General features: G+C 56.5%; 24 protein-coding genes and 1 other RNA gene. 14 read left to right on the top strand and 11 right to left on the bottom strand.

Annotated features, from left to right (window positions below):
* Window positions 1–73: 73 nt before the first annotated feature.
* The 4 genes from AC2FIR_RS05835 to AC2FIR_RS05820 are packed head-to-tail and all read right to left on the bottom strand — an operon-like array spanning window position 74 to window position 3,184.
* A complete protein-coding gene (locus AC2FIR_RS05835; RefSeq protein WP_480910468.1) occupies window positions 74–1,177 on the bottom strand; it encodes a dimethylsulfoniopropionate demethylase in 1,104 nt (367 codons plus the stop codon).
* On the bottom strand, window positions 1,178–1,684 hold the full coding sequence (locus tag AC2FIR_RS05830; RefSeq protein WP_496762077.1) for a DinB family protein: 507 nt from the start codon (window positions 1,682–1,684) through the stop codon (window positions 1,178–1,180).
* On the bottom strand, window positions 1,684–2,388 hold the full coding sequence (locus tag AC2FIR_RS05825) for a DUF1326 domain-containing protein (protein ID WP_496744143.1): 705 nt from the start codon (window positions 2,386–2,388) through the stop codon (window positions 1,684–1,686). The genes AC2FIR_RS05830 and AC2FIR_RS05825 overlap by 1 nt, the downstream gene beginning before the upstream one ends.
* Window positions 2,381–3,184, bottom strand: coding sequence for a DUF2182 domain-containing protein (locus AC2FIR_RS05820; protein WP_496762023.1), 804 nt, complete (start codon window positions 3,182–3,184; stop codon window positions 2,381–2,383). Before AC2FIR_RS05820 ends, AC2FIR_RS05825 begins: the two co-directional genes overlap by 8 nt.
* Before the next feature lie 86 nt (window positions 3,185–3,270).
* Between AC2FIR_RS05820 and AC2FIR_RS05815 the strand changes: the two genes are divergently transcribed.
* The 9 genes from AC2FIR_RS05815 to AC2FIR_RS05775 all read left to right on the top strand — a co-directional run bounded on the left by AC2FIR_RS05815 (window position 3,271) and on the right by AC2FIR_RS05775 (window position 10,254).
* Entirely contained in the window at window positions 3,271–4,002 is a 732-nt protein-coding gene (locus AC2FIR_RS05815; RefSeq protein ID WP_496744214.1) for a FadR/GntR family transcriptional regulator, read from the top strand.
* Between the two features lie 128 nt (window positions 4,003–4,130).
* On the top strand, window positions 4,131–5,531 hold the full coding sequence (locus AC2FIR_RS05810; RefSeq protein ID WP_170615092.1) for a selenium-binding protein SBP56-related protein: 1,401 nt from the start codon (window positions 4,131–4,133) through the stop codon (window positions 5,529–5,531).
* 13 nt (window positions 5,532–5,544) lie between these two features.
* On the top strand, window positions 5,545–6,195 hold the full coding sequence (locus AC2FIR_RS05805; protein WP_170615093.1) for a hypothetical protein: 651 nt from the start codon (window positions 5,545–5,547) through the stop codon (window positions 6,193–6,195).
* A 62-nt stretch (window positions 6,196–6,257) separates the two neighbouring features.
* Window positions 6,258–6,620 (top strand): DUF4345 family protein, encoded by a 363-nt coding sequence (locus AC2FIR_RS05800; protein WP_496744145.1) that lies wholly within the window; start codon window positions 6,258–6,260, stop codon window positions 6,618–6,620.
* 36 nt (window positions 6,621–6,656) lie between these two features.
* Window positions 6,657–7,003: a transfer-messenger RNA gene (gene ssrA, locus AC2FIR_RS05795) on the top strand.
* Window positions 7,004–7,096: 93 nt separating this feature from the next.
* Window positions 7,097–7,456: an ester cyclase gene (locus tag AC2FIR_RS05790; RefSeq protein WP_496744147.1), complete on the top strand. Its 360-nt coding sequence runs from the start codon at window positions 7,097–7,099 to the stop codon at window positions 7,454–7,456.
* A 197-nt stretch (window positions 7,457–7,653) separates the two neighbouring features.
* Window positions 7,654–8,466, top strand: coding sequence for a chromate resistance protein ChrB domain-containing protein (locus tag AC2FIR_RS05785; protein WP_496744149.1), 813 nt, complete (start codon window positions 7,654–7,656; stop codon window positions 8,464–8,466).
* A complete protein-coding gene (gene chrA, locus AC2FIR_RS05780) occupies window positions 8,466–9,719 on the top strand; it encodes a chromate efflux transporter (protein WP_496744150.1) in 1,254 nt (417 codons plus the stop codon). Before AC2FIR_RS05785 ends, chrA begins: the two co-directional genes overlap by 1 nt.
* Window positions 9,720–9,795: 76 nt before the next feature.
* Window positions 9,796–10,254 (top strand): SspB family protein, encoded by a 459-nt coding sequence (locus AC2FIR_RS05775; protein ID WP_321253078.1) that lies wholly within the window; start codon window positions 9,796–9,798, stop codon window positions 10,252–10,254.
* Window positions 10,255–10,293: 39 nt separating this feature from the next.
* Here the strand turns inward: AC2FIR_RS05775 and AC2FIR_RS05770 are convergent, their stop codons facing one another.
* The gene (locus AC2FIR_RS05770; RefSeq protein WP_496744216.1) at window positions 10,294–10,809 is read right to left on the bottom strand and encodes a hypothetical protein; all 516 of its coding nucleotides are present in this window, start codon (window positions 10,807–10,809) and stop codon (window positions 10,294–10,296) included.
* 255 nt (window positions 10,810–11,064) lie between these two features.
* On the opposite strand from AC2FIR_RS05770, the gene fumC reads away from it, so the two are divergent.
* Genes fumC through AC2FIR_RS05750 form a run of 4 tightly spaced genes read left to right on the top strand, consistent with a single transcriptional unit; the run spans window position 11,065 to window position 13,514 of the window.
* Window positions 11,065–12,459, top strand: a complete 1,395-nt coding sequence (fumC, locus tag AC2FIR_RS05765) for a class II fumarate hydratase (protein ID WP_170615100.1) — start codon at window positions 11,065–11,067, stop codon at window positions 12,457–12,459.
* The gene (locus tag AC2FIR_RS05760; RefSeq protein WP_496744152.1) at window positions 12,459–12,635 is read left to right on the top strand and encodes a DUF4169 family protein; all 177 of its coding nucleotides are present in this window, start codon (window positions 12,459–12,461) and stop codon (window positions 12,633–12,635) included. Before fumC ends, AC2FIR_RS05760 begins: the two co-directional genes overlap by 1 nt.
* A complete protein-coding gene (locus AC2FIR_RS05755; RefSeq protein ID WP_170806300.1) occupies window positions 12,632–12,853 on the top strand; it encodes a ribbon-helix-helix domain-containing protein in 222 nt (73 codons plus the stop codon). Before AC2FIR_RS05760 ends, AC2FIR_RS05755 begins: the two co-directional genes overlap by 4 nt.
* Window positions 12,854–12,911: 58 nt before the next feature.
* The gene (locus AC2FIR_RS05750) at window positions 12,912–13,514 is read left to right on the top strand and encodes a DNA-3-methyladenine glycosylase I (RefSeq protein ID WP_496744154.1); all 603 of its coding nucleotides are present in this window, start codon (window positions 12,912–12,914) and stop codon (window positions 13,512–13,514) included.
* Window positions 13,515–13,521: 7 nt separating this feature from the next.
* Here AC2FIR_RS05750 and AC2FIR_RS05745 read toward each other — a convergent pair whose 3' ends face one another.
* From AC2FIR_RS05745 to AC2FIR_RS05730, 4 genes are all read right to left on the bottom strand, one after another.
* Window positions 13,522–14,403, bottom strand: coding sequence for a fructose bisphosphate aldolase (locus tag AC2FIR_RS05745; RefSeq protein ID WP_496744156.1), 882 nt, complete (start codon window positions 14,401–14,403; stop codon window positions 13,522–13,524).
* Window positions 14,404–14,475: 72 nt separating this feature from the next.
* Window positions 14,476–15,825, bottom strand: coding sequence for a cytochrome P450 (locus tag AC2FIR_RS05740; RefSeq protein WP_496762020.1), 1,350 nt, complete (start codon window positions 15,823–15,825; stop codon window positions 14,476–14,478).
* A complete protein-coding gene (locus tag AC2FIR_RS05735; RefSeq protein WP_496744160.1) occupies window positions 15,822–17,024 on the bottom strand; it encodes a hypothetical protein in 1,203 nt (400 codons plus the stop codon). Before AC2FIR_RS05735 ends, AC2FIR_RS05740 begins: the two co-directional genes overlap by 4 nt.
* A gap of 63 nt (window positions 17,025–17,087) precedes the next feature.
* Window positions 17,088–17,840, bottom strand: a complete 753-nt coding sequence (locus AC2FIR_RS05730; protein WP_496744162.1) for a cytochrome c biogenesis CcdA family protein — start codon at window positions 17,838–17,840, stop codon at window positions 17,088–17,090.
* Window positions 17,841–17,945: 105 nt separating this feature from the next.
* Between AC2FIR_RS05730 and AC2FIR_RS05725 the strand changes: the two genes are divergently transcribed.
* Entirely contained in the window at window positions 17,946–18,179 is a 234-nt protein-coding gene (locus tag AC2FIR_RS05725) for a sulfurtransferase TusA family protein (protein ID WP_170615108.1), read from the top strand.
* Between the two features lie 53 nt (window positions 18,180–18,232).
* On the opposite strand, the gene AC2FIR_RS05720 is transcribed toward AC2FIR_RS05725, so the two are convergent.
* Window positions 18,233–21,058, bottom strand: coding sequence for an Rne/Rng family ribonuclease (locus AC2FIR_RS05720; RefSeq protein WP_496744164.1), 2,826 nt, complete (start codon window positions 21,056–21,058; stop codon window positions 18,233–18,235).
* 494 nt (window positions 21,059–21,552) lie between these two features.
* On the bottom strand, window positions 21,553–22,887 hold the full coding sequence (locus tag AC2FIR_RS05715) for a sigma-54-dependent transcriptional regulator (protein WP_170616909.1): 1,335 nt from the start codon (window positions 22,885–22,887) through the stop codon (window positions 21,553–21,555).
* Window positions 22,888–22,892 lie beyond the last annotated feature (5 nt).

The raw sequence follows: 22,892 nt of genomic DNA, 5'->3' as shown, positions 1-22,892 counted from the left end.
AGCCAGGATATCGCATTTACCTGGTAAGATTTTTCGGGGTGGTGTGCAGTGACAAGGGCATAGCCCCTGCCCGTCAGGCCCAGAATTTGGCCTGAACAACCGCCTTGCGCATGCCCCGTGAAGTTTGAATTTCCAGTTCCGTACCCGCTGCCCAATGGCTGGCGTGTACCATTCCGATTGCAACGTTTGTTCCGAAATCCGGCGACCAGACGGCCGATGTGACCTGCCCGACCCGTTTCCCTTCACTGAAGGTTGGCCAGGCCCGGTCGCACGGGGGTACTGGATCGCCGTCAATCGCGACCGGCCGGATCTGCTGTTTGGGACCCTTCTCGGAGGCCGTCACCAAAGCGTCCCGACCCACACATTCCGTCACGACGTCCGTATTGCAGAACTTGCCCAACCCGCATTCATGCGGGGTGTTTTCGTGGGTCATGTCGTTACCATAAGACAAAAGCCCGCCTTCGATGCGTTCAATCAGGTTTGGGCAACCGGCGCGCACATGCAGATCTTCCCCGGCTTTGAAAAGGGCGTTCCATAGCGGCATACCGATATCACTGCCGTCTACATAAACCTCGAACCCGCCCTGTTTCGAGTATCCGGACCTCGCGATGAAAAGATCGCGCCCTTGAAACCGGAACAGGCCGAACCGGAAAAACCGGATGTCGCGGATCCCGTCGCCGAAAACACGCGCCATCAACTCATCAGATTTTGGGCCTTGAACCGCCAGAGGCGAGACATCCGGTTCCCAAACCTGAACATCCAGTGCAAGCCCATTCGCCAAGCCATTGACCCAGAACAACAAGTCACTGTCCGCGATCGATATCCAAAAGCGGTCTTCGGACAATTTCAGCGCGACGGGGTCGTTCAGCATCCCTCCGGCCTGGTTCACGATCGGAACATAGTAGCACTGACCGGTCACCATTCCGCTCAGATCACGCGGGGTGAGCATCTGCAGCAGGCGCGCTGCATCAGGACCGCGAACCTCGATCTGACGCTCGCAAGAAACATCCCAAACCTGAACGTGAGTCTTGAGATGGCGGTAATCCGTTTCAAGCGACTCGAACACCGTCGGCAACAACATCCTGTTGTAAACCGTGTACGCTTTGACACCCGCTTCCTCGACACCTTCGGAAAAAGGTGTTCGGCGCAGTCGGCGTGACGGTGAAATCAGGGCCATTCAGGCACCCTCCGGCAGAAAAACCAGATCACTGACCGGCGCGGATGAGTCGGCTTCCGTCAACATCTTGTGCAACTGTCCCCGATGATGGGTCTGGTGATTGAACATGTGGATGACGCATTGCGCGTAAGGCTTTGTAACATCAGCTTCTTTTGCGGCTGAAAACCAGGTAAAGTCTCCGGTCAAGACGTCGTCACCCAACTCGTCGGCCCATTTGGCAATACGGACATCAACAGTCTCACGAAGCGGTAGCCAATCGGACAGACCAGCGCAGACAGATGTGCTTTCCGGGATCCCGCCACCCGGTCCCGTTCCCTTGTCAAAGCGCGAAATCCAGATCCAGTCACCCCACAAAAGATGGTTGGCCGTTCCCATGATCGAGCCAAAGAACGCACCACGCTCACGCATCAGTTCTTCTTGTGGCAGCGCTTGCAGGAATCCTTTTAACTGGCTGTTCTGCCAGTTATTGTATCTGGCCATTTGACGCGCATAGGCACCTGTAATCATCATTTGGGCCCATGCCAGTCGATGGGGCAGATTTCAGCGGACTTGCCACCAAAATCCCAGACCCGGCCATAATCGCGAACCTTTGATTTGTTTCCCTTCGCGACAATGATGTCCGGTCCCATCCAATACTTCGAGTTGGAAACCATCACCGGATGCTCGGGGTCCTTGCCTGCCAGCATTTCAATTTCACCCTGAATCTTCCGGCCGATCATGATGCGACGTTTGGTTCCGTCCCGCTCGATCTCGACCGGAGCGCGCTCGGCCCCAATGATTTCGCTGACCAGCATGGTAAAAAGCCCGGTCGTTCCGCCGGCCTGCCCGCTGAATATCTGAAGCAAGCCATTATACGCCTTGCCGTTGGCGCGTTCGTCCACATACGCGGCCACTTTCCACTGGCCTTCCCCCATACGGCCGGGAATATCGACCAGCAATCCCACGTTCAGGCCCGACAGGTCCTCACCTTCATAGTGCCCCTCATCAATGATGATACCCATCCAGGCATGGCAGTGACCCTCGGTCGGGGGGTGCGCGCCCAGCGAGACGACGCAGGGGCAAAACACATCGCAGGAGCAATTCAGGATCAGTTCACCCTTGATGGACCAGTCCGTCGGGCTCATCTCGCGGCGTTTGGGGTTCGGCATGCGACTGTCGATCCGCTGGCTGATCGGAAGCTTGTCGGAATCCTTTTTTCTGTTTTTAGCCATAAGCTTCCCCTCCGTAAATAATAGGATACACGAGCAGAAGAAGGCCACCCGTGATCAATGCGAACCCCAGCGGTCGTGTGACCGCGTGACCGATCTGGGGTAGTTTTTCCAAAACCATGAACAGGGTCGCCAGACCCATCCACAACAGGCTCATGACACCGCCCACAAACCCCAGCGCCATGAAGCCCCAGCAACAGCCAACACAAAATGCGCCCAGCCCAAGCCCCATCCGCAAGCCACCCAGGAAACCGGTCTTCCAGTGGCCAAGGAAGTACGTCATCGGGGCGTGACACACACCATGACACACCTCTTTGGCGCGACTGAACTGAAAAGCGCCCACAACGATCATAAGTCCAGCGGCGAAATAGCCGGATTTGGCGATACCGAGCATGTCGACAATGCCGCCAAAAAGCAGCGAAAGCTGAACCGCGGCGATAAAGGCGGCAAATCCAACCCAAACCAGAAAATACCCAGCCAAAACGCCGACCCAACCGGCACGCGTTCCATTGGCGCTGTGGATAAGATCATCGTAACTGCGCAGCGTCGGAACCAAAGTCGGCAACATCATGGCCGCCATCATGATAGCCCACATCCAGAACAGAGGACCAAACTCCGCCATGGGCATGTACATGTCCATGCGCGGGTCCATCACGCGCATCGCCTCGCCCATCGGACCCGGACGCCCGATCAGATCGAGGTCCATGTCGCGGCTCATTGAGAACATCATCCACCACGCCCAGAGGATCGTGATGTAGAAACTCAGCCAAAGACCGCTGCGTAAAACTGCGCGACTCACTCGCTCCTCCCGACTCAGTCCTTGCATTTCAAATGTCAGACTTTTAAATGTCAGACAAATAAAAACTGAGTTTTGGCGTGTCGGACATGAAAGTTGATCCCAAAAAACCGGCTGACTTGTCGGCACAGATCGCTCAGGCCATTCGCGACGCCATTGTCTCGGGTGAGTTGATTGTCGATGCGCGCCTGCCGTCCGAGGCCGAGTTGTCGGAACAGTTTGAGGTCTCACGGCCGACCGTGCGCGAGGCGCTCAAAAGGCTCGCCGCGCAATCGCTTATCCGAACCCAGCGTGGCGCTTCAGGTGGTGCTTTTGTCAACAAACTGAGCTTTGAGGACGCCTATTCACAGCAAGTCACCACCTCGACTCTGTTGCTGTCAATGAATGCTGTCAGCTTCGACACCGCCTGCGAAGCCCGTTACGCGCTCGAGCGGGCCTGTGCCGCCCTTTCGGCAGAGCGTCACACCCCGGACCACCTGACCACAATGCGGGCCGAAATCTATCGTCAGTCACAACCCGGGCTGACGGATGAAGCTTTTTGTGCCTCGGATGTTGCCTTTCATCGCGCTTTGGTCGACGCCGCAGGCAATCCGGTTTTGTCCTACCAGCTGGCGGGTGCGGTCGAAGCGATGCAGCCGCTGATGAACATGATCACCTTCTCCGCCCGCTCCCGGGAAGAGATCATTGCGCTGCACAACCGGATCGCCGATTCGATTGAGGCGCGGGATGCGGTGGCGGTGGACCGAACGCTCGTCGAACTGGAAACCTACACGAGGCAACTGGCCCATGACGTGGCTGAACGCCGACGCAACCCAGCCTGATTTCGCATCAGATAAAGCTTGACGGAGGAGGCAGACGAAAACGACACTCGGGCAGGCAGCATGACAGCCGGCATGAAGACCGGATCTCTCAATGCAAATTGAATTACAATTACTTACGGGAGGACGTTATGAACCAAAGACCGGACCCAACCTTTTACCCATCCGCCAAGCTGGCGATGGAGGGCCCAACGGAAACTCTGGCCTTCACGCTGATGCTTAGCCCCGACTTTTCGCAACCGGATGGTCTGGCTGTCGTTAACGTCGATCCGACTTCGGCGGATTACGGAAAAATCGTTCATGAGGTGATCATGCCCGAAAAGGGTGACGAGTTTCACCATTTCGGCTGGAACGCCTGCTCATCATCGCTGTCGCCGCTCAGCGGCCATGCATTTCTAGAACGCCGCTATCTGATCATTCCCGGCATACGGTCCAGCCGCATTTACATCATCGATGTCAAAAACCCGCTGGAAGCGAAGATTCACAAGATCATCGAACCCGAGGAAGTTTTTGCCAAGACTGGATATTCCCGGCCTCATACCATTCACTGCGGCCCCGAAGGCATCTACGTCAGCACATTGGGTGGCGGTGGCAAAGACGGCACAGACGGCCCGCCGGGTATCTTCATCATGGATTGCGAAAGCTTCGAGATCATAGGCCGATATGAAATCGAACGCGGGGTTCAGGACAAACACTATGACTTCTGGTGGAACCTGCCGCGCGATTACATGGTCAGTTCCGAATGGGCGCTGCCGCCGCAGTTTGAAAACGGGATCGTGGCCGAGGATCTGCTGTCGAACAAGTACGGCCACCGCATCCATTTCTGGAACCTGCGCAGCCGCACGAATATCCAAACCATCGATCTAGGTGAAAACCATCAGATGGCGTTGGAAATCCGCCCGGCGCATGATCCGGTCAAACAACACGGCTTCTGTGGGGTTGTGGTCGATACCACGAATTTACAGGGGGCTATTTTCACCTGGTGGCGCAACGATGACGGGACATTCGAAGCCAAGAAGACCATCACAATCGATCCGCAACCCGCTGATCCCGATGATCTTCCCGATCTTCTCAAGGGGTTCTCGGCCGTTCCGCCTCTGGTCACGGATATCGATCTGAGTCTGGACGACAAGTACCTCTACGTCGCCTGTTGGGGCACCGGTGAGATGCATCAATACGATGTGTCGGACCCGATGAACCCGACCCTGGCCGGCAAGGTCGAGATCGGCGGGATCGTCAAAAAGACCAAGCATCCCAACGGCAATGATTTTGGTTACGGACCGCAGATGGTTGAGATCAGCCGGGATGGCAAACGCGTCTACTGGACCAACTCGCTGTACTCCACCTGGGATGATCAGTTCTATCCGGGCGAACGCGGCGCAGCCATGGTCAAGGCCGATGTCGGTGACAATGGCGGCCTGACACTGGACCCGAAGTTCTGGGTCGACTTCCCCAAGGGCTATCGCAGCCACCAGATCCGGCTAGAAGGCGGCGACTGTTCGACGGACAGTTTCTGCTACCCGTCCGTCTGATTTGGAGTTCCTGATGACATCAACGGCCGGCCTGTGGCTGGCCGTTGTGCTTAGCGGTGCATATCACGGCCTGAACCCCGGCATGGGCTGGCCGCTGGCCGTTTCAGCGGCATTGATGGAGCAGAAGCAATCGGCCCTTTGGCGGGCGCTGACTGCCTTGGCTGGGGGGCACTTTCTGGCCATGCTCGGGGTCTTGCTGCCGTTCGCGCTGATGGCGGTTTTGGTGGATTACCAGCGCGAAATTAGGATCGGCGCAGCCCTGATCGTTATCGCCATGGGCCTTTACATCGCGATTGTCCGTCGCCACCCCCGCGCCCTGTCCCGGGTTGCTCCGGGAAAGCTGGCATTGTGGTCATTTCTTGTCGCTCTGGCCCATGGCGCCGCGCTGATGTTGGTTCCAATCTATCTGGGACTATGCAATCTGGATGAGCTGGACGCCGGGCATCGTGCGGTTTCCGAGATCATGACGACCAACGGTCTTCTGGTGCTGGCCGTTGCCGCGCTTCACACAGCAGCGATGGTTTTGGGCGGAGGCATTCTGGCCTATGCCGTCTATCGCTGGTTGGGTCTGCAATTCCTGTCACGAAGTTGGTTCAACCTTGAACTCATCTGGGCACTTAGCCTTATCTTTGTGGGGATACTGGGCCTGTGGTCGGCAATTTAGGTTCTTTCCTTTGCGAAGATGCGCATTACTCTCCCTTTCAACAAAAACGACATGAGACCGGAATGACCCCGACCCTGAATACGCTTGCCGCGATACTGACAATCGGCTTTGGCCTTTTCGGCTTTCTGGCTCCAGCCTGGACTGCGGCTTCACTGGATTTAGCCCCAACAAACAGCACCATGGGCCTGAGCGAGATGCGCGCTTCAGTTGGCGGATTGTTCGTAGTCACCGGCCTTGCTGCTTTGTGGTTCAATAGCCCAATGGCCTACACGATGCTTGGCGTGGTCTATGCCGGCGCGGCATTGGGCCGGTTCGTATCGATTGCACTGGACAACCCGCCACTGGCCAAGGCGATGGTTTTCGGCGGAATCGAACTGGCGTTGGCAATCTGGCTGATCCTGGCGAACATGAACAAATCAGTTTAATATTTTGAAAAGAAACAATTAAATCTGTCAAATTCTGGATTTGCATCCGATCGGAACGTCACCTATATATGAAGGGTCCTTCGGGACTATGGACATAAACGCGCTCGTAATAAGCGGATCGGACCCGGGGGCGGTACCCGGCGGCTCCACCAATATCCTTCGTTTGGGGAACATGGGGCCGAAACAGGATCGACGAACGTCTAAAGGAGTTAGCTTTGTCTCGGCTGTCTGCCACCGTTATCGGCGAAAATAGTACAATTGCAAACGACAATCGTGCTCCGGTTGCAGTTGCTGCGTAAGCAGTAGCAAGACCGAAACTTAAGTCCTTGCGCCTAGCAGCGTAAGGCGGGGTTCGCAGGTACCTGGCAACAGAAACCTGCATTTCAATGCAATTTGTCCGGTCAGAAACACTCTCTTGTTCAGGGATTGTTCATTCCTTTTTGCCATCGTCACTTCCATCAGAAGGGAGAGCGGCGATGTCACATTCCGAATTGCTCAGGCAGTGGTATTCAGAGGTTTGGGAAAACGGCAACACAGAAGCCATCGGACAGTTCTTTGCCCCCGACACGCTGGCCGAGGGGTTGATCCCGGAAATGCAGGTCGGCGCTGACGATTTCCGTGATCTGGTGACCGCATTCCGGCATATCCTTGGCGACATAAAAGTCGACCTGCCGAAGATAATCGAAGACGGCGATTGGGTTTCTGCCATTGTCCATCTACAGACGACACGCGCCGACAATGGCGCACCACTACAGGCAAGCGGCAGCGTCATCGCGCGTATCAAAGACGGGTACATGGTCGAAGCTTATAATCAGTTCGACTTTATTTTTTTTTGAACAGCTTGGACAGTTTCCCGAAGATACCCTGCCCGTCTGCATGACCGGACAACGACTGGACTGGGCCTGATCAAAACCAGCGACCTTGACCATGAAAGCCGTTCCACGTTAGCAAAGGGTATGGGGTAACATTGCGAACGCCCCGTGAGGCGTCAGCCCAAGTTTCGCATGTATCCGAACGCGACAGGAGACATGCCATGGCTGCGCCAAATTCCATCACCTCCAAACAACTGCTGCGACTGATCGGAACACCGACAGCGCTGGTTTTGGTGGATATCTGCCTCGAGGAAGACTTTGCAGCGGATCCGGTCCTGATTCCGGGTTCAGTACGGCATTCCGCGTCAGACATGCAGGGCCTTATGGCGACGATCGATGGGCGCTCCAGTGTAATCATTTGCCAAAAAGGCAAAAAGCTGAGCCAGGGCGTAGTTTCGTGGCTGCGCAGCGAAGGACAACAGGCCGAGTTTCTGGAGGGCGGTATACAGGCTTGGCGCGATACGCCGGGGGCGCCAAGCGTCCCCTACTCCGCTATTCCGCCCCTGGTTGACAATCGGACGCTTTGGGTGACCCGACACAGGCCCAAAATAGACCGCATCGCATGCCCTTGGCTGATCCGGCGTTTTGTCGACCCCAATGCGCGTTTTCTGTTTGTCGCGCCGTCGGAAGTGAAGGAAGCGGCCAGAATATTCAATGCCACCCCATTTGATATTGAAAACACGGTCTGGGGCCATGACGGGGACAAATGCACCTTTGACACAATGCTGGACAAGTTCGACCTTCACATGCCCGCGCTTGACCGGATGGCGACTGTTGTCCGGGCGGCAGACACAGATCGTCACGGTCTCGCACCCGAGGCGGGCGGTCTGCTCGCTCTTTCCGTTGGCCTGTCCCGCCAATACCGGGATGATCATGAGAACCTGTTAGCTGGCCTTGCTCTGTATGATGCGCTGTACCGTTGGGCCCGGGACGGGTATGAAGAAGGCCATAACTGGCCCGGCGAGCAAAAATAATGACACCCGACTATTCCGAATTGATCCGGGTTTTCGGCCGGATTGGGCTGCTGTCGTTTGGTGGTCCCGCAGCACAGATTTCACTTATGCATCAGGAACTGGTCGAACGCAGACCATGGCTGGACGAACAAAGCTATTTGCGCGCTTTGTCCTTATGCATGTTGCTACCGGGGCCCGAGGCGATGCAGCTTGCAACCTATGCCGGCTGGCGCCTGCGCGGTGTGCTTGGCGGATTGATCGCGGGTGGCCTTTTCGTCATACCTGGCGCCATCATCATTGCGGTTCTGGTTGGTCTTTATGTCGCCTTTGGAGAACTTCTGGTTGTACAGGCCGGGTTTCTGGGCATCAAGGCGACCGTAATCGTCATCGTACTGCAGGCTTTGCGAAACCTGTCGCGAAAGGCTCTGTCCGATGCCGAACATCGCATCCTTGCTTTGCTGGGCTTTCTGGCAATTTTTGCACTTAACCTGCCGTTTCCACTTATCATATTTGCAGCCGCTCTCTGGGGCTTCGCGACCTTCAAAGGTCAGCACCCTTCGACACCCGCGCCAGCTGCCCTGACCATGTCCCGTCCGATCAGAACTGCGGTGATTTGGCTGACCCTCTGGCTTGGGCCCTTGGCTGTTCTGACCCTGACGGGGCAGCAACTTCTCAGCGATCTGGGGTGGTTCTTTGCGCGCCTCGCAGTTGTGACTTTTGGTGGTGCCTATGCCGTTCTGGCATACATGACGCAAACAGTCGTCGATACATATCAATGGATCAGCACGGACCAGATGATCGATGCGCTTGGGCTGGCTGAAACGACACCGGGCCCATTGATTTTGGTGACTCAATTCGTGGCCATGTTGACGGGTCAGTTGTCAGGGGGCGCATCGATGGCTATCGCGGCGGGTGCCGTGGCCCTTTGGGCCACGTTTGTTCCCTGCTTTCTGTGGATTTTTCTGGCAGCGCCGTTCCTGGATCACCTGGCAGCCCGCCCGCGCCTGTCTGCGGCTCTGCACGGGATTACCGCTGCGGTTGTGGGGGTGATTCTCAACCTATCCTTGTGGTTCGCCATCAATGTTCTATTTGGACAAGTTCCGGAAAAAACTCTGGGTCCTGTATCAATTCCCGTACCCGATATCTCGACTTTGGACGTCGCTGCTTTGATTCTGACGCTAGCTGCCGGAGTGTTGATTTTCCGCCTAAAAATCGGGATGGTTCCGACTTTGGTTCTGATGGCCTGCGCCGGAATTTTACTGAACCTCCTATGAACAATCAGGTGGAACGCGGCCTTTCGTTTCCTTTGAAATCCCCTATGCTAGACGCTACCACTTTTGAGGATGACACATGTCGCAAGACATCGACTATGGAAACCTGATGCACACCGCCATGCGCGGTCTGATCAAAACGGTTTTGACCGGCGTTTCGGAACATGGACTGCCAGGTGCGCACCACTTTTTCATCACCTTCGATACCCGGCATGATGGTGTTGAACTGGCCGACTGGTTGCGTCAACGCTACCCGCAGGAAATGACGATCGTCATGCAGCATTGGTTCGAAAACCTTGAAGTGGGCGATGCAGGGTTTTCCATCACTCTGAATTTTGGTGATGCGCCTGAACCGCTTTATATTCCATACACGGCCATCAAGACTTTTGTTGATCCCTCAGTCGAATTCGGGCTGCGTTTCGAAAGTCCGGAAGACGAGGAAGAAACGGACGAAGATATCGAAGAAATCATCGAGGTCGAAGAACCGGATGAGCCGCATGACGCGGATGTGGTTTCCCTCGACAGTTTCCGGAAATAACCAAGCTTCCGCTTGAAACAGACCCCGCCTTGAGCGGGGTTATTCTTTTTTCAGAAACGTTTCCACCGAGCGGGATTTTACCCCATCGCGAAACCGCGAAAACGACAGGTTCAACCCGCCTTCGGCCAGTGTTCGGTCAAATTGCTGCAATTCGTACCCACCTGTTTCCGAGATAAAAAGGGAAAACACGGTCAGCGTTTCGCCATCAATGCGCCCCCAGACGAAAGGCTCTCCTTTCATGGGGTCCAGTGGAACCTCGTGCCCGAACACGTTGCGTTTCATCGCTGCAGAAAACACGTCTGGCCGGTTTGACGGCTGAAAGTCGATCGAGAACTTCTGTTCCTTGATACGCCCATCTGCCTTGTAGGTGGTCGTCGTCCAGCTCACATTGAAGCCGTTGCCGGTTTCGTGAATTGAAACGCTCATGTCTCTGGGCGTCTCGCTCCCGTCTTCGTCCACGAGATTGGCTGACCCAGTATAATCACCCAAAAACGGCGCGATGCTGGACGCCTGCGCGGGATGGCTGGAGACAAGCACCCACGCAAATGCACACATCACTATTGCGACAAGTGTCGGGGAAAATGTCGTGCGGGAAACGTGCATCAGATCCTCCATCGCAATAATGCTTATATTGTAGCTCAGCATGACGCGGGCACAATGGGACGGATGCGCCCGTTGGCAACAAAATTGTCGCTGCTCTCTGCCTATACCTTTGTCACCCTTGAGTTTAAGGTGCGCGCAACTGGCCGATTGCGTTGCAACCAGCTTGGCGCTAAACGGCATACAATTGCATACACGACGGAGTGACAGATGTCTCAGACCCGCACCGAATCCGACAGTTTTGGCCCGTTGGAAGTGCCCGCTGACAAGTATTGGGGCGCTCAGACTCAGCGTTCGATAATGAACTTCCCGATCGGGTGGGAAAAGCAGCCAGTTGCCATCGTTCGCGCACTGGGTGTGATCAAAAAAGCTTGCGCGATGCAGAACAAGGCCACCGGTAAGCTGGATGCGAAAATTGCGGACGCGGTCATTCAGGCGGCCGGAGAAGTGATCGAGGGCAGGTTTGATGACAACTTCCCTCTGGTCGTTTGGCAAACCGGATCCGGCACCCAGTCGAACATGAACTCGAACGAGGTCATCGCGAACCGCGCCATCGAGATTCTGGGGGGCGTTATCGGTTCGAAAGAGCCCGTACATCCGAACGATCACTGCAACATGGGGCAGTCATCCAACGATACATTCCCCACTGCGATGCACATCGCAACAGCAATGAGCGTTCGTGACGTCCTGCTGCCGGGCCTTGAAAAACTGGCTTCCGGGCTTGAGCAGAAGGCCGAGGAATTCAAGGACATCATCAAGATCGGACGCACGCATACGCAGGATGCGACGCCCCTGACCCTGGGTCAGGAGTTTGGCGGGTACGCCCATCAGATTCGCCAGGGAATTTCCCGTGTGCATGCCGCAATGCCCGGCATTTATGAATTGGCGCAAGGTGGTACCGCTGTTGGTACCGGTCTGAACACACAGCACGGTTGGGACCAGGCGGTTGCCGCAAACATGGCCGAAATCACCGGCCTGCCCTTTGTCACGGCGCCCAACAAGTTCGAGGCACTTGCCGCGCATGACGCGATGGTGTTCCTGTCGGGGGCTTTGGCCACGATTGCCGGTAGTTGCTACAAGATCGCCAACGATATCCGCTTTCTGGGTTCTGGCCCCCGGTCAGGGCTGGGCGAACTGATCCTGCCGGAAAACGAACCGGGTTCGTCGATCATGCCGGGCAAGGTAAACCCGACCCAGGCCGAGGCGCTGACGCAGGTGGCCGCCCATGTAATGGGTAACGACGCCGCGATCAAGTTCGCTGGCAGCCAGGGTCATTTCGAGTTGAACGTCTATAACCCGATGATGTCCTACAATCTGTTGCAATCCATTCAGTTGCTCGGCGACGCCGCCGACAGCTTTACCGAACGGATGCTGCTGGGCATCAAGGCCAACGAGTCGCGCATCGAAAAGCTGATGACGGAATCGCTGATGCTGGTCACTGCGCTTGCGCCGACTATCGGTTATGACAACGCCACAACCGTTGCCAAGACAGCCCACAAGAACGGTACCACCCTCAAGGAAGAAGCCATCGCACTTGGCTTTGTGGATGAGGCCACTTTCGACGCAGTGGTACGCCCTGAACAGATGATTGGCCCGAAAGACTGATGGGCAAGCCGGTAAATTTGAACCGGTACCGAAAACAGAAAGCGCGGGCTGAAAAGAAGGCCCGCGCAGATCAAAACGCCGTGGCTTTTGGACAGACCAAGGCCGAAAAAGAGGTTGTCAGGCTTCGAAAAGACAAACAGAAGCGTGACCTCGACAATCACGAGCTGAAGGAATGAGTGGCCGCCCGGTCAAACGCTCGCTGACCCTTCAGGGGCACCGCACTTCGGTTTCTTTGGAAGACGAATTCTGGCGCGCGTTCCGTGACATCGCACGGGAAAAAGATAAGCCGATCAATTCCTTGGCGGCGGAAATTGATGCGGCCCGCAATCCTGAAACAGGTTTGGCTTCCGCCATTCGAGTCTTTGTTCTGAACTGGTATCGCAACCGGGATTGAGGCTTGTAAAGGTCTGGCAGCCAAGTGTACCTTGATTTGGAACAAAATAGGTACAGACATGAGCAAAACGACCACCGGGCCTGACGGTCAACCGCGCTGCGCCTGGTGTCAGGCAGCGCCGGAGTTCTTTGACTATCATGATCAGGAATGGGGCTATCCGGTTTCAGACGACCAGCGTTTATTCGAAAAATTGTGCCTTGAGAGCTTTCAGTCGGGACTGAGTTGGCGAACCATCCTGTCAAAGCGCGAAAATTTTCGGGAAGCGTTTTGCGGCTTTGATTTCAACAGGATGGCAGAGTTTACTGAAGCAGATGTTGAACGCCTTTTGCAGAATGCGGGCATCATCCGGCACCGCGGCAAAATCGAGGCTGTCATCAACAACGCCGGCCGCGCACAGGAACTGATCAAGGTTGAGGGTTCTCTGGCCGCATATGTCTGGCGGTATGAGGCTGAAACTCCCATACCGCCACAAACCGTCTCTACATCACCGGAATCGGTCGCAATGTCGAAAGACCTGAAGAAGCGCGGATGGAAGTTCGTGGGGCCCACCACCGTTTTCGCGTTCATGCAGGCTATGGGATTGGTCAACGATCACGCCGAAGGCTGCATCATGCGTGAAAAAGCGGCGCAAATGCGCCGCGATTTTAAGAAGCCGAATTAGATACGAGTCAGACCGAAGCCAGATAGATCTTGTCGATATTGCCGCCCAGGGCCGCGTTGAACTCGGCATCGGACTGCTGTTTTGAGAGACCTTCGGTCAGCGCGCGCGAGAAGGAAGCGATCATCTTTCCATTCTGGTTCAACAGGTCGCAGGCCTGTTTTGTGGAATAGCCGCCTGACAGGGCCACAACCCGCAGAACGCGCGGGTGATCTGCCACTTCGTCATACAGATTGGCCTCGCTTGGGATCGTCAGCTTCAGCATGACGTCCTGGCCCTCGGCCAACTGGTCCAGGTTCTTGAGGATCTCGGCTTTCAGGATGCTCTCAGCCTCGGCCTTGGTTTCCGAATGGATGTTCACCTCGGGTTCGACAATCGGGACCATGCCCGCGCTGATCACCTCGCGTGCGACGTCAAACTGTTGAGCCACAACAGCGGCAATACCTTCTGCGTTGGCCTCGTGAATGACCGAGCGTTCTTTTGTTCCAAAGACACCATCGGCCTTGGCCAGCGTTTCTGCCAGACCGGGGATCGGTTTCATCATCTGAACGCCGTTGGCCTGATCCTCCAGTCCCTTGTCGATTTTCAGAAATGGAACGATGCCCTTGGCCGACCACAGAAAATCGGCGACTTTGCGGCCTTCGATTTCCTCGTTCAGGGTGCGTTCGAACAGGATAGCGCCAATCACCTTAGCTTTGGTGAAGTCGTCTGCCAGAATGATGCGTGCGCGCATCTTCTGGATTTCTCCGAACATCTCTTCTTCCGAGGTGTAGTCCGAGGCTTCAACACCATAAAGCGCCAGCGCCTTGGGTGTAGAACCGCCGCTTTGATCCAGTGCCGCGATGAAACCTGCACCGTTGGACATTTGCGCGCGCTGTTCTGCTTTGGACATATCTGTTTCCCGTTCAATAATGATTCCGTGTTTTCCATCGCATACAACAAGGCGTTGACCGATGGTAGTTTGTTAGCGCTCAACCAGCCGCAGCCATATCCCGTCTTTCGAGCGTACCGTCAGATGCGCGACCGGAACAGGATCGCGTCCGGTCACTGGCTCAAACCGATAGTGCTTTAACAGCATCGACAGGATCAGCGGCCCTTCAATCATCGCAAACCCTGCCCCGGTACAAACCCGCGATCCGGCGGAGAAGGGAATGAAGGCGTGCCGCTGGCAGGTCTTGCCGCTTTCCGTATCCCACCGCGCTGGATCAAAGGCATCCGGGTTTTCCCACAGGCGCTCATGACGGTGCAAATGCCACGGGCTGATAACAATTTGCGACCCCTGCGGGACATCCCGATCTCTGAAACGCTCGGGACAGGTGGCTTCTCGCACCATCATGGGCACGGGTGGATAAAGGCGCAGGGTCTCGCGAAACACACTGCGACTGAGCTTCAAGCCTGAAACGGCGGCAAATGAAGGATCGTCCAATGCCGTCGCCTCTGCCGCGACCTTATCCTGCCATTCCGGATACAGCGCCATCAGGTAAAGTGCCCAGGCCAGTGCCGACGCGCTGGTTTCGTGCCCGGCCAGAAAGAAGATGGCCACCTGGTCGATCATCTCCTGCGTCCCGAAACAACACCCTGTTTCCGGGTCCGGCCTGGTCATGATCTTGGTTGCAAGGTCATCGGGTGCTTTCCCCAGGGCTATTGCCTCCGCCCGCTCGTCCGTGAGGCGCGCAATCAGGTCCCTGATTTCCCGCGCTGTCCTTCGGGTCTTGCGGGAATGAAACCGGGGCACCCAGCTAGGGACAGGTACAAAGGCCGCAAGGTTCAGCAGCGGTTGTTCCCGCTGATAGGTGCGAAACTTGTCAAACACCTGTGTCGCCACGGTATGTTCGATCGGAACCGAGAACAAAGTACGAAAGATAACATCTGCGGCCGCGTGGCTGGTGATTTCTTCGCATTCGACGTCGCGGCCGCCGCGTGTTCGCAGTCGGTCAACACTGGCCTGCGCCGCTGCATACATGGCCGGAAACGTGTCCTTCAGCCGCCCCCCCTCAAACGCCGGATCAATGATGCGGCGTTGGCGTTTCCAGGTTTCGCCATTGGTCAAAAAGACGGAGTCGCCCAGCAGCGGGCGCAATCCCTCGCTGATCCGGCCGGATTTCGGAAAATCGTCGGGGCGTTGTTTCAGCACCAAATCAATGAGTTCAGGCTGATTGATCATGTAAGACCGAAAGAACGGCGTCCTGAACTCGGCCATCCAGGCTCGATACAAGCGTTGCGGTTGTGCCGAGAGGATATCCTGACGAAAGAGCTTCAGATAGCGCCACAAAGACACCTTGTCGGGACGAGAGACGGGTTTTGGCGGGGTCACGAGTGCACCGACGTGAAACCTGACACCGCCTCTTCGATCCGCGAACGCGATGGTGCCCGGTTGCGAAACCGTTCCCCCAATGTCAGTGGCCCGGCAGTGATGCGGAAATAGTCATAATCGCCGGGCTGGTCGAAGGCGCAGAGATATTGAAAATGCAGTCGAAAAAACCGCCAGCGTAATGCCTTCCAACGGTCTGCTGAAAGGGTTTGCGTGAACGCAGCAGACAGAACCAGAGGCCAGCGCTTATCAGATCCGGCAACTCCGCTAACGCACACAGGATCGCACAAGGCAAATGCGCAGCCGTCGCCCGGGGCCGAGACATCGATCCAACTCAGGTCTGTCCTGGACGACAAGAATTGTAGATCACTGCGCAACTGATGGGCGTCGGGCAGAAAGGACACCATAGGGACCACCTGCCCCAATGTCAGAAAGGACAGCGCGGGTCCGTCTTCGGCAACGCGCCTTGCCCGCAGAACGTCAGCAAGAACCGATACGCCCAGATGCGCGCCCGAGCTGTGCCCGACCACCAGAACCTCGTCCACTTCTGTTTCCATAGCTTGCCCGATCAGTTCAACAAACTCGCGCATTCGAGATTGCATTTCCGGCGACGCACCGCCCCATTTGCGCGAGGAATAGGCGTAGTCATGCATCAGGTAATAGGCAAACAGCCGGTTATCGATCTTTCGAAACCAGCGCAGCAAAACAAGCGCTACTACAAGCCCTGCTGCCAGACCCGGCCAACCCAGCAAGGTAAAACCGGCCCAGACCACGCCGAAAGCCGCCATCAGTTGCGCCAGTAACATGCCCACCGGGTAAAGCGCTGCAATCACCGGGCCCTTGCGCAAGCGCATCAGACGCAAAATTGCCCCCGTGGACAGGTAGATCCAGACAGTCCGCGCCAATTGAAGGTAAGTCGCGGCTATCGAGGGTTCCATGCTGTCGCGGACAATGTCTGACCAAACCAGAACTTCAAAATCGGTGTCGACCGCGACCCCATCCTGACATGAGGAAACATGCCAGCCATATGGACCATCATTCGTCCGGGCCGACAACGAAATGTCATAGCCGGAAATTTCACCCTGTGCGCGTCCTTCCTTCCGATAAAGCTCGCGGTATCGGCGCGGGTGAATGGGATCGTATCCCGGAATGTAAAACACCCGGCGCTTGCGCACCTGCGACTGGTTTTTCTGACTGCTCATGCTCGTACCTTCTGCGACGCAGGTTAGCGCAGCATTACGGCCAAGGTAAGATGGATCGGAAAATCAGCCCAGCGTCGCCAGCGCAGGAAAGGTTTCCAGCAGCCACCAGCTGAACTCGGTGAAAAGTCCGGTTATCAGCATGATACCGACAAACAGAAGAAGCCCGCCCATCGCCTTTTCTATCGTACCCATATAGGGCTTGATGCGGTTCATGACCGACATCGACCGGTTCAGGAACATAGCGGCCACCAGGAACGGAATACCAAGCCCTGCGGCGTATATACCCAGCAGGAATGTTCCCCGGGCCACCGAAGCCTCGGACGCGGCCAGCGACAGAATGGCCCCCAATTGCGGTCCGATACAGGGTGTCCAGCCGAATGCAAATGCGAGGCCCAGAATGTAGGCTCCGAACACGGAACCGCTGGAATCGCCGGTTTCCATGCGTGCTTCGCGGTCGAGGATCGGAATGCGGAACACGTTCAGAAAGTGAAGCCCGAAAACGATGACAACCGCGCCCGACAACTTTGCGAACAGTACCTGATTGGTCAGAACAAAGGCGCCAAATGCGGATGCTGTGAAGCCCAACAGCAAAAACACCGTCGACAGGCCCATGACAAAAAACAGGGCCGCCAGCGTTGCCTTGCGGCGGGCTTTGGTTTCATCCTGCATCTCGTTGATGGTCACACCACTCATATACGCCAGATACGGCGGAACGATCGGCAAAACGCAGGGTGACAGAAAACTGATCAACCCGCCGATCATGGCGATGAACATGGCAGGCAAAAGCCCCGCGTCGATGATTTCAATTCCAAACATGAAACAGCACATAGGGTATGAAACCGGCGGCGTCACGAGGCCATTCGGTCACATCCTCGTGCTTGCGTGCTGGACACCGTGACAAAGTGGAAATATCTGAACGATATGTCTGAACCGACCGAAACCCTTGATGCCTTGGGGCTGTTGTGCCCGTTGCCCGTGCTCAAAGCGCGCAAACGTCTGAAATCCATGCCGGCGGGTGCTGTGTTGCGCATGTTGGCCGACGATCCCGCTGCAATCATCGATGTCCCCCATTTCTGTGCGGAAAGCGGACACAGCCTGCTGTCGCAGCAGGAAATCGACGGACACCAGGTTTATCTGATCCGGAAATCGGCCTGAATTTGAGATCATGCCGTAAATTAAAAAGGCGGGCATTGTGCCCGCCTTCCGTATTATTGGCCCAACGACCACCATCCGCGCCGCTTGGGCTTTGGTGGCTGGGCGGGTTCACGTTCTTCGACCACAGTTTCCAGAACAGGTTCCGGAGTTTCCTCGGCAGCTTGCACGGGCTCCTCAACAACGGGTTCAGAAACGTCTTGCGCTGCTACCGGTTCGGCCTTCGGCTCCTCCGGAACGACAGGTTCCTCTTGCGCTGTTTCGTCCACCTGCGGCTCTGAGGTTTCTTCTTCCGCGCCCGCCTCAGGTTCAGCCGCAGCAGTCTCCACTTTTCCCTCAGCTTCCTGCGGCTCATCCGCAGTATCTTCCGAAACCGGTTGATCAGCCAGAGCCTCGGGTGCCTCTACTGGTGCTTCTGCAGCAACCTCGGCCTCGGCGTCTTTTTTGCGGCGACGAGGTGCGCGACGTTTCTTGGGCTTGGGTTCCGGCTTTTCGCTTTCATCCTCACCCTCGGACACACTTGCATCCTGGGTTTCGACATCAGCAGCCGCAACCTCAGTTGTTTCCGTTGGTGCATCGTTGTCATCAGACGCCGCCTCTTGGGTGTCCGATACTCCGTTGTTCTTTTTCCGGCGACGGCGGCGACGCTTGCGTTTTGGCTTGCTTTCGTCTTCGGCCTGCACCGTTTCTTCTTCCGGCTGATCCTCATCTGTTGCATCGACCAGATCCATCAGTGACGCATCAACGGAAACGACAGGTGCCGTTGCCTCGGGAACGATCCGGCTGGCGGTCTTGAACTTCTCCAACGAGAAATCCGGGCTAACCAGATGCACATCGCCTTCGATGCGAACCGACAGCCCATAACGCGATTCAATCTGGGCGATATTTTCGCGTTTCTGGTTCATCAGGAAGTTAGCGATGCTGACCGGGCACCGAACCAGCACCTCGCGCGAGCGGCGGCGAGTGCCTTCTTCTTCAATCTGGCGCAGAATGGTCAGCGCCATGTTGTCGTCCGAGCGGATCAGTCCCGTACCATGGCAGGCCGGGCAAGGTTGCGTTGTCGCCTCCAGCATACCCGGCCGCAGCCGCTGACGGCTCATCTCCAACAGACCAAAGCCCGAGATCCGGCCAACCTGAATGCGGGCCCGATCTGTCTTCAGCTTCTCTTTCAGACGCTTTTCGACAGAGGCGTTGTTCTTCCGCTCGTCCATGTCGATGAAGTCGATCACGATCAAACCAGCCAAATCGCGCAGACGCAACTGGCGCGCCACCTCTTCGGCAGCTTCAAGGTTCGTCTTGAGAGCGGTTTCCTCGATCGAGCCTTCCTTGGTGGCGCGACCCGAGTTCACGTCAATCGCAACCAGTGCCTCGGTGACGCCAATGACGATGTAGCCACCCGATTTTAGCTGCACGGTCGGGTTGAACATCCCCGCCAGGTAGCTTTCAACTTGGTAGCGCGCGAATAACGGCAGCGCGTCTTCATACCTTCTCACGTTTTTGGCGTGTGACGGCATGATCATCTTCATGAAGTCCTTGGCGATGCGATACCCGCCCTCGCCCTCGACCAGAACCTCATCGATATCGCGATTATAGAGGTCACGGATCGAGCGTTTGATTAGGTCGCCTTCTTCGTAAATCTTCGCTGGCGCGATGGACTGAAGTGTCAGTTCCCGGATCTGTTCCCACAGGCGCTGAAGGTATTCATAGTCCCGTTTGATTTCGGATTTGGTTCGCTTGGCGCCTGCGGTACGGATGATCAGCCCCGCACCCGTCGGCACGTCGATTTCTGCCGCGATTTCCTTTAGCTTCTTCCGGTCTGGCGCATTGGTGATCTTGCGGCTGATCCCGCCGCCACGGGCGGTGTTTGGCATCAGTACACAGTAGCGCCCAGCCAGAGACAGATACGTGGTCAGAGCGGCACCCTTGTTGCCCCGTTCTTCCTTGACGACCTGAACCAGCAGAACCTGGCGAACCTTGATGACTTCCTGAATCTTATACCGACGCGGGCGCGGTTTGCGCGGCGGGCGGATATCCTCGCTGTCATCTTCATCCGCCACGGACTCGATCGTTTCATCTTTGGTGGAGGCATCCAGCAAAGCTTCGGAATCATCCGCGTCCTCGGCGCCTGCCCTGTCGTCCTCGGCGTCGTCCTCGACCGCTTCTTCAAGCTCGGAAGCTACGGCGTCTGCCTCGCTGGCCACTTCTTCAGATGCAACGGCTTCCGATCCATCTTCCGGCTTGGCCTCAATTGATTCTTCCTGGTCTGCTGTGTCGACGGGTTCAGCCTCAGGTTCTTGCCCGGCATCCTCAGCCGCGCCTTCCGCCTCCTCGGGCGCGTCAGCATCGTCAACGGGTTCTTCAACCGGGGTTTCGCCAACTAGCTCAACCGGAGAGGTTCCTTCGGGAACGGCCAGATCAGCCGCCTCTTCACCTTCATCAAGATCGATCGTTTCCATGCCCGTGGGTTCGGACGAAACCTCGATGCTCTCGACGGCATCGTCGGATTTCACATCCGCCGCCTTGGTTCGCGAACGGGACCGGCGCTTTTTGGGCTTTGGTTCTTCGGCTTCGTCCCGCGCCTTCATCGCTTCGGCGTAGGCGCGTTCCTCTTCCATCAGCGCTTCGCGGTCGGCGACAGGGATCTGATAGTAATCCGGGTGGATCTCGGAAAACGCCAGAAAACCGTGTCGGTTTCCGCCGTAGTCCACAAACGCCGCCTGAAGCGACGGTTCAACCCGTGTTACTTTTGCAAGATAGATGTTGCCGGCAAGCTGACGTTTGTTTTCGGATTCAAAATCGAATTCCTCGACCTTGTTTCCGTCGACCACCACGACGCGGGTTTCCTCCGCGTGGGTGGCATCGATAAGCATTTTCTTAGCCATTTGTCCTTGGTGCACCGCGCCAAACGCGTTGTCCTTACCCGTCCGGGGGGACAGGCGCTTTTGGGGTGGTGTCTTGTCAGGGCGATATCGGACGGCGCGCGGCAGGGTCTGGCGCTTTGGCCCCCTGCCCGGTCACTCAATCGTTGCGCGCGCGTCATCGCGGTTCTTCTCCGACAGGCGCGGTCGTCCGCTACCTGCCCATTTATTCCTTTCACCCGCCATTTAACGGGTTAAGGCGTTCAGATGCCCCTATTGGGGCACAATCGGTCTGCGTCGCCTGGCGGGAAGGTGCACCACCTTTTGCGGCGTCGCAGCGAAACTCAAAGATTCGGGACTTTAGAGCGCAAAAACTGCCCTGCCCGTCCGGACACAATAAAAGCAGTCCTGTGGAAAAGACAATGGGCAAACTGCATCTGACCGCACGGACACATCCGACGCCCGGCTTATTCTGTTCAAAAATGCCTCAAGAGGGGGCTGGCCCCCTCTGAAATACGTCACAGGTAATCAGAACGTTGCAGGCCGTATTTGGCCATCTTTTCGTTCAGTGTCCGACGCGGCAGGCACAATTCGTCCATAACAGACGCAATCGAACCTTTGTGGCGGCGCATCGTGTTGTCGATCAGCATCCGTTCAAACGCCTCGACATACTCTTTCAGCGGCTTGCCCTCGGTCGTCATCACCGGTTGCATCTCTTCATGATCAGACATCAGCAAAGACGCAATGGTGCCAGACCCACGCCGAGATTGCAAAACCGCGCGTTCGGCAATGTTTATCAGTTGACGCACATTTCCGGGCCATGGGGCTTGCAATAGTTGCGCCGCCTCTTGCGCGCTGACCTGCGGCGCATCACATCCATATTCTTCGGCGAATTGCTCGCTGAGACGTGTGAACAAAGTCAGAATGTCCTCACCCCGCTGGCGCAAAGGCGGCATGGTGATCCGCAAAGCCGCAAGACGATAGAACAGGTCGGGACGCAGCACATCCTCGCTTGTCTTGCCGGCTTCCTGCAGGTTCGAGATCGCGACAATCCGCGTTTCGGCCGGAGTACCCTGATCGTTCATGACACTCAGCAGACGTGCCTGCAGCGTATCGCTCAACGCTTCGACATCCTCCAGAACAAGCGTGCCGCCGCGCGCTTCTTCGATGGCTGGCAATTGAGCGTCTTCCGGCATCATCGGGCCAAACAAACGCTTGGACAGCGCCTCTTCCTCAAGCGCGGCACAGGACACTAAAACGAATTTCTTGCCTGCGCGGCTGCCCACTGCGTGCAGTGCATGCGCCACCAGCGTTTTGCCCGTGCCGGTCTCACCATCGATCAGAACGTGACCATCAGCCTGACCCAGATCGAGAATATCCTCGCGCAGGCGCTCCATGACCGGGCTGGCACCGATCAGCTTATTCATGATCTGCGTACCACCTGACAACTCGCGCCGCAGTGCGCGGTTATCCAAGGTCAAACGACGCGCATTGCTGGCGCGTTTTGCCAGTTCGGACATACGATCCGGATTGAACGGCTTTTCAAGGAAGTCGAACGCCCCGACCCGCATAGCCTCGACCGCCATCGGCACATCGCCGTGGCCCGTGATCATGATGACGGGCAACGTGCTGTCGGCCCCCATCAGCTTTTTCAGCAACTGAATGCCGTCCATTCCCGGCATCTTGATATCCGAAATGACGATACCGGGGTAATCCGGACCAAGAACCTTGAGCGCGTCTTCGGCGCTGGAAAAGGTCTCGGTGTCATATCCTGACAACGCCAGCCATTGGCTGATCGACTGGCGCATGTCCTGTTCGTCGTCCACAATGGCGATTTTCATGGCCTGTGCCATAGTCA

Source organism: Ruegeria sp. CDSB136 (assembly GCF_059610965.1).
This window is presented reverse-complemented; position numbering and strand designations above follow the sequence as displayed.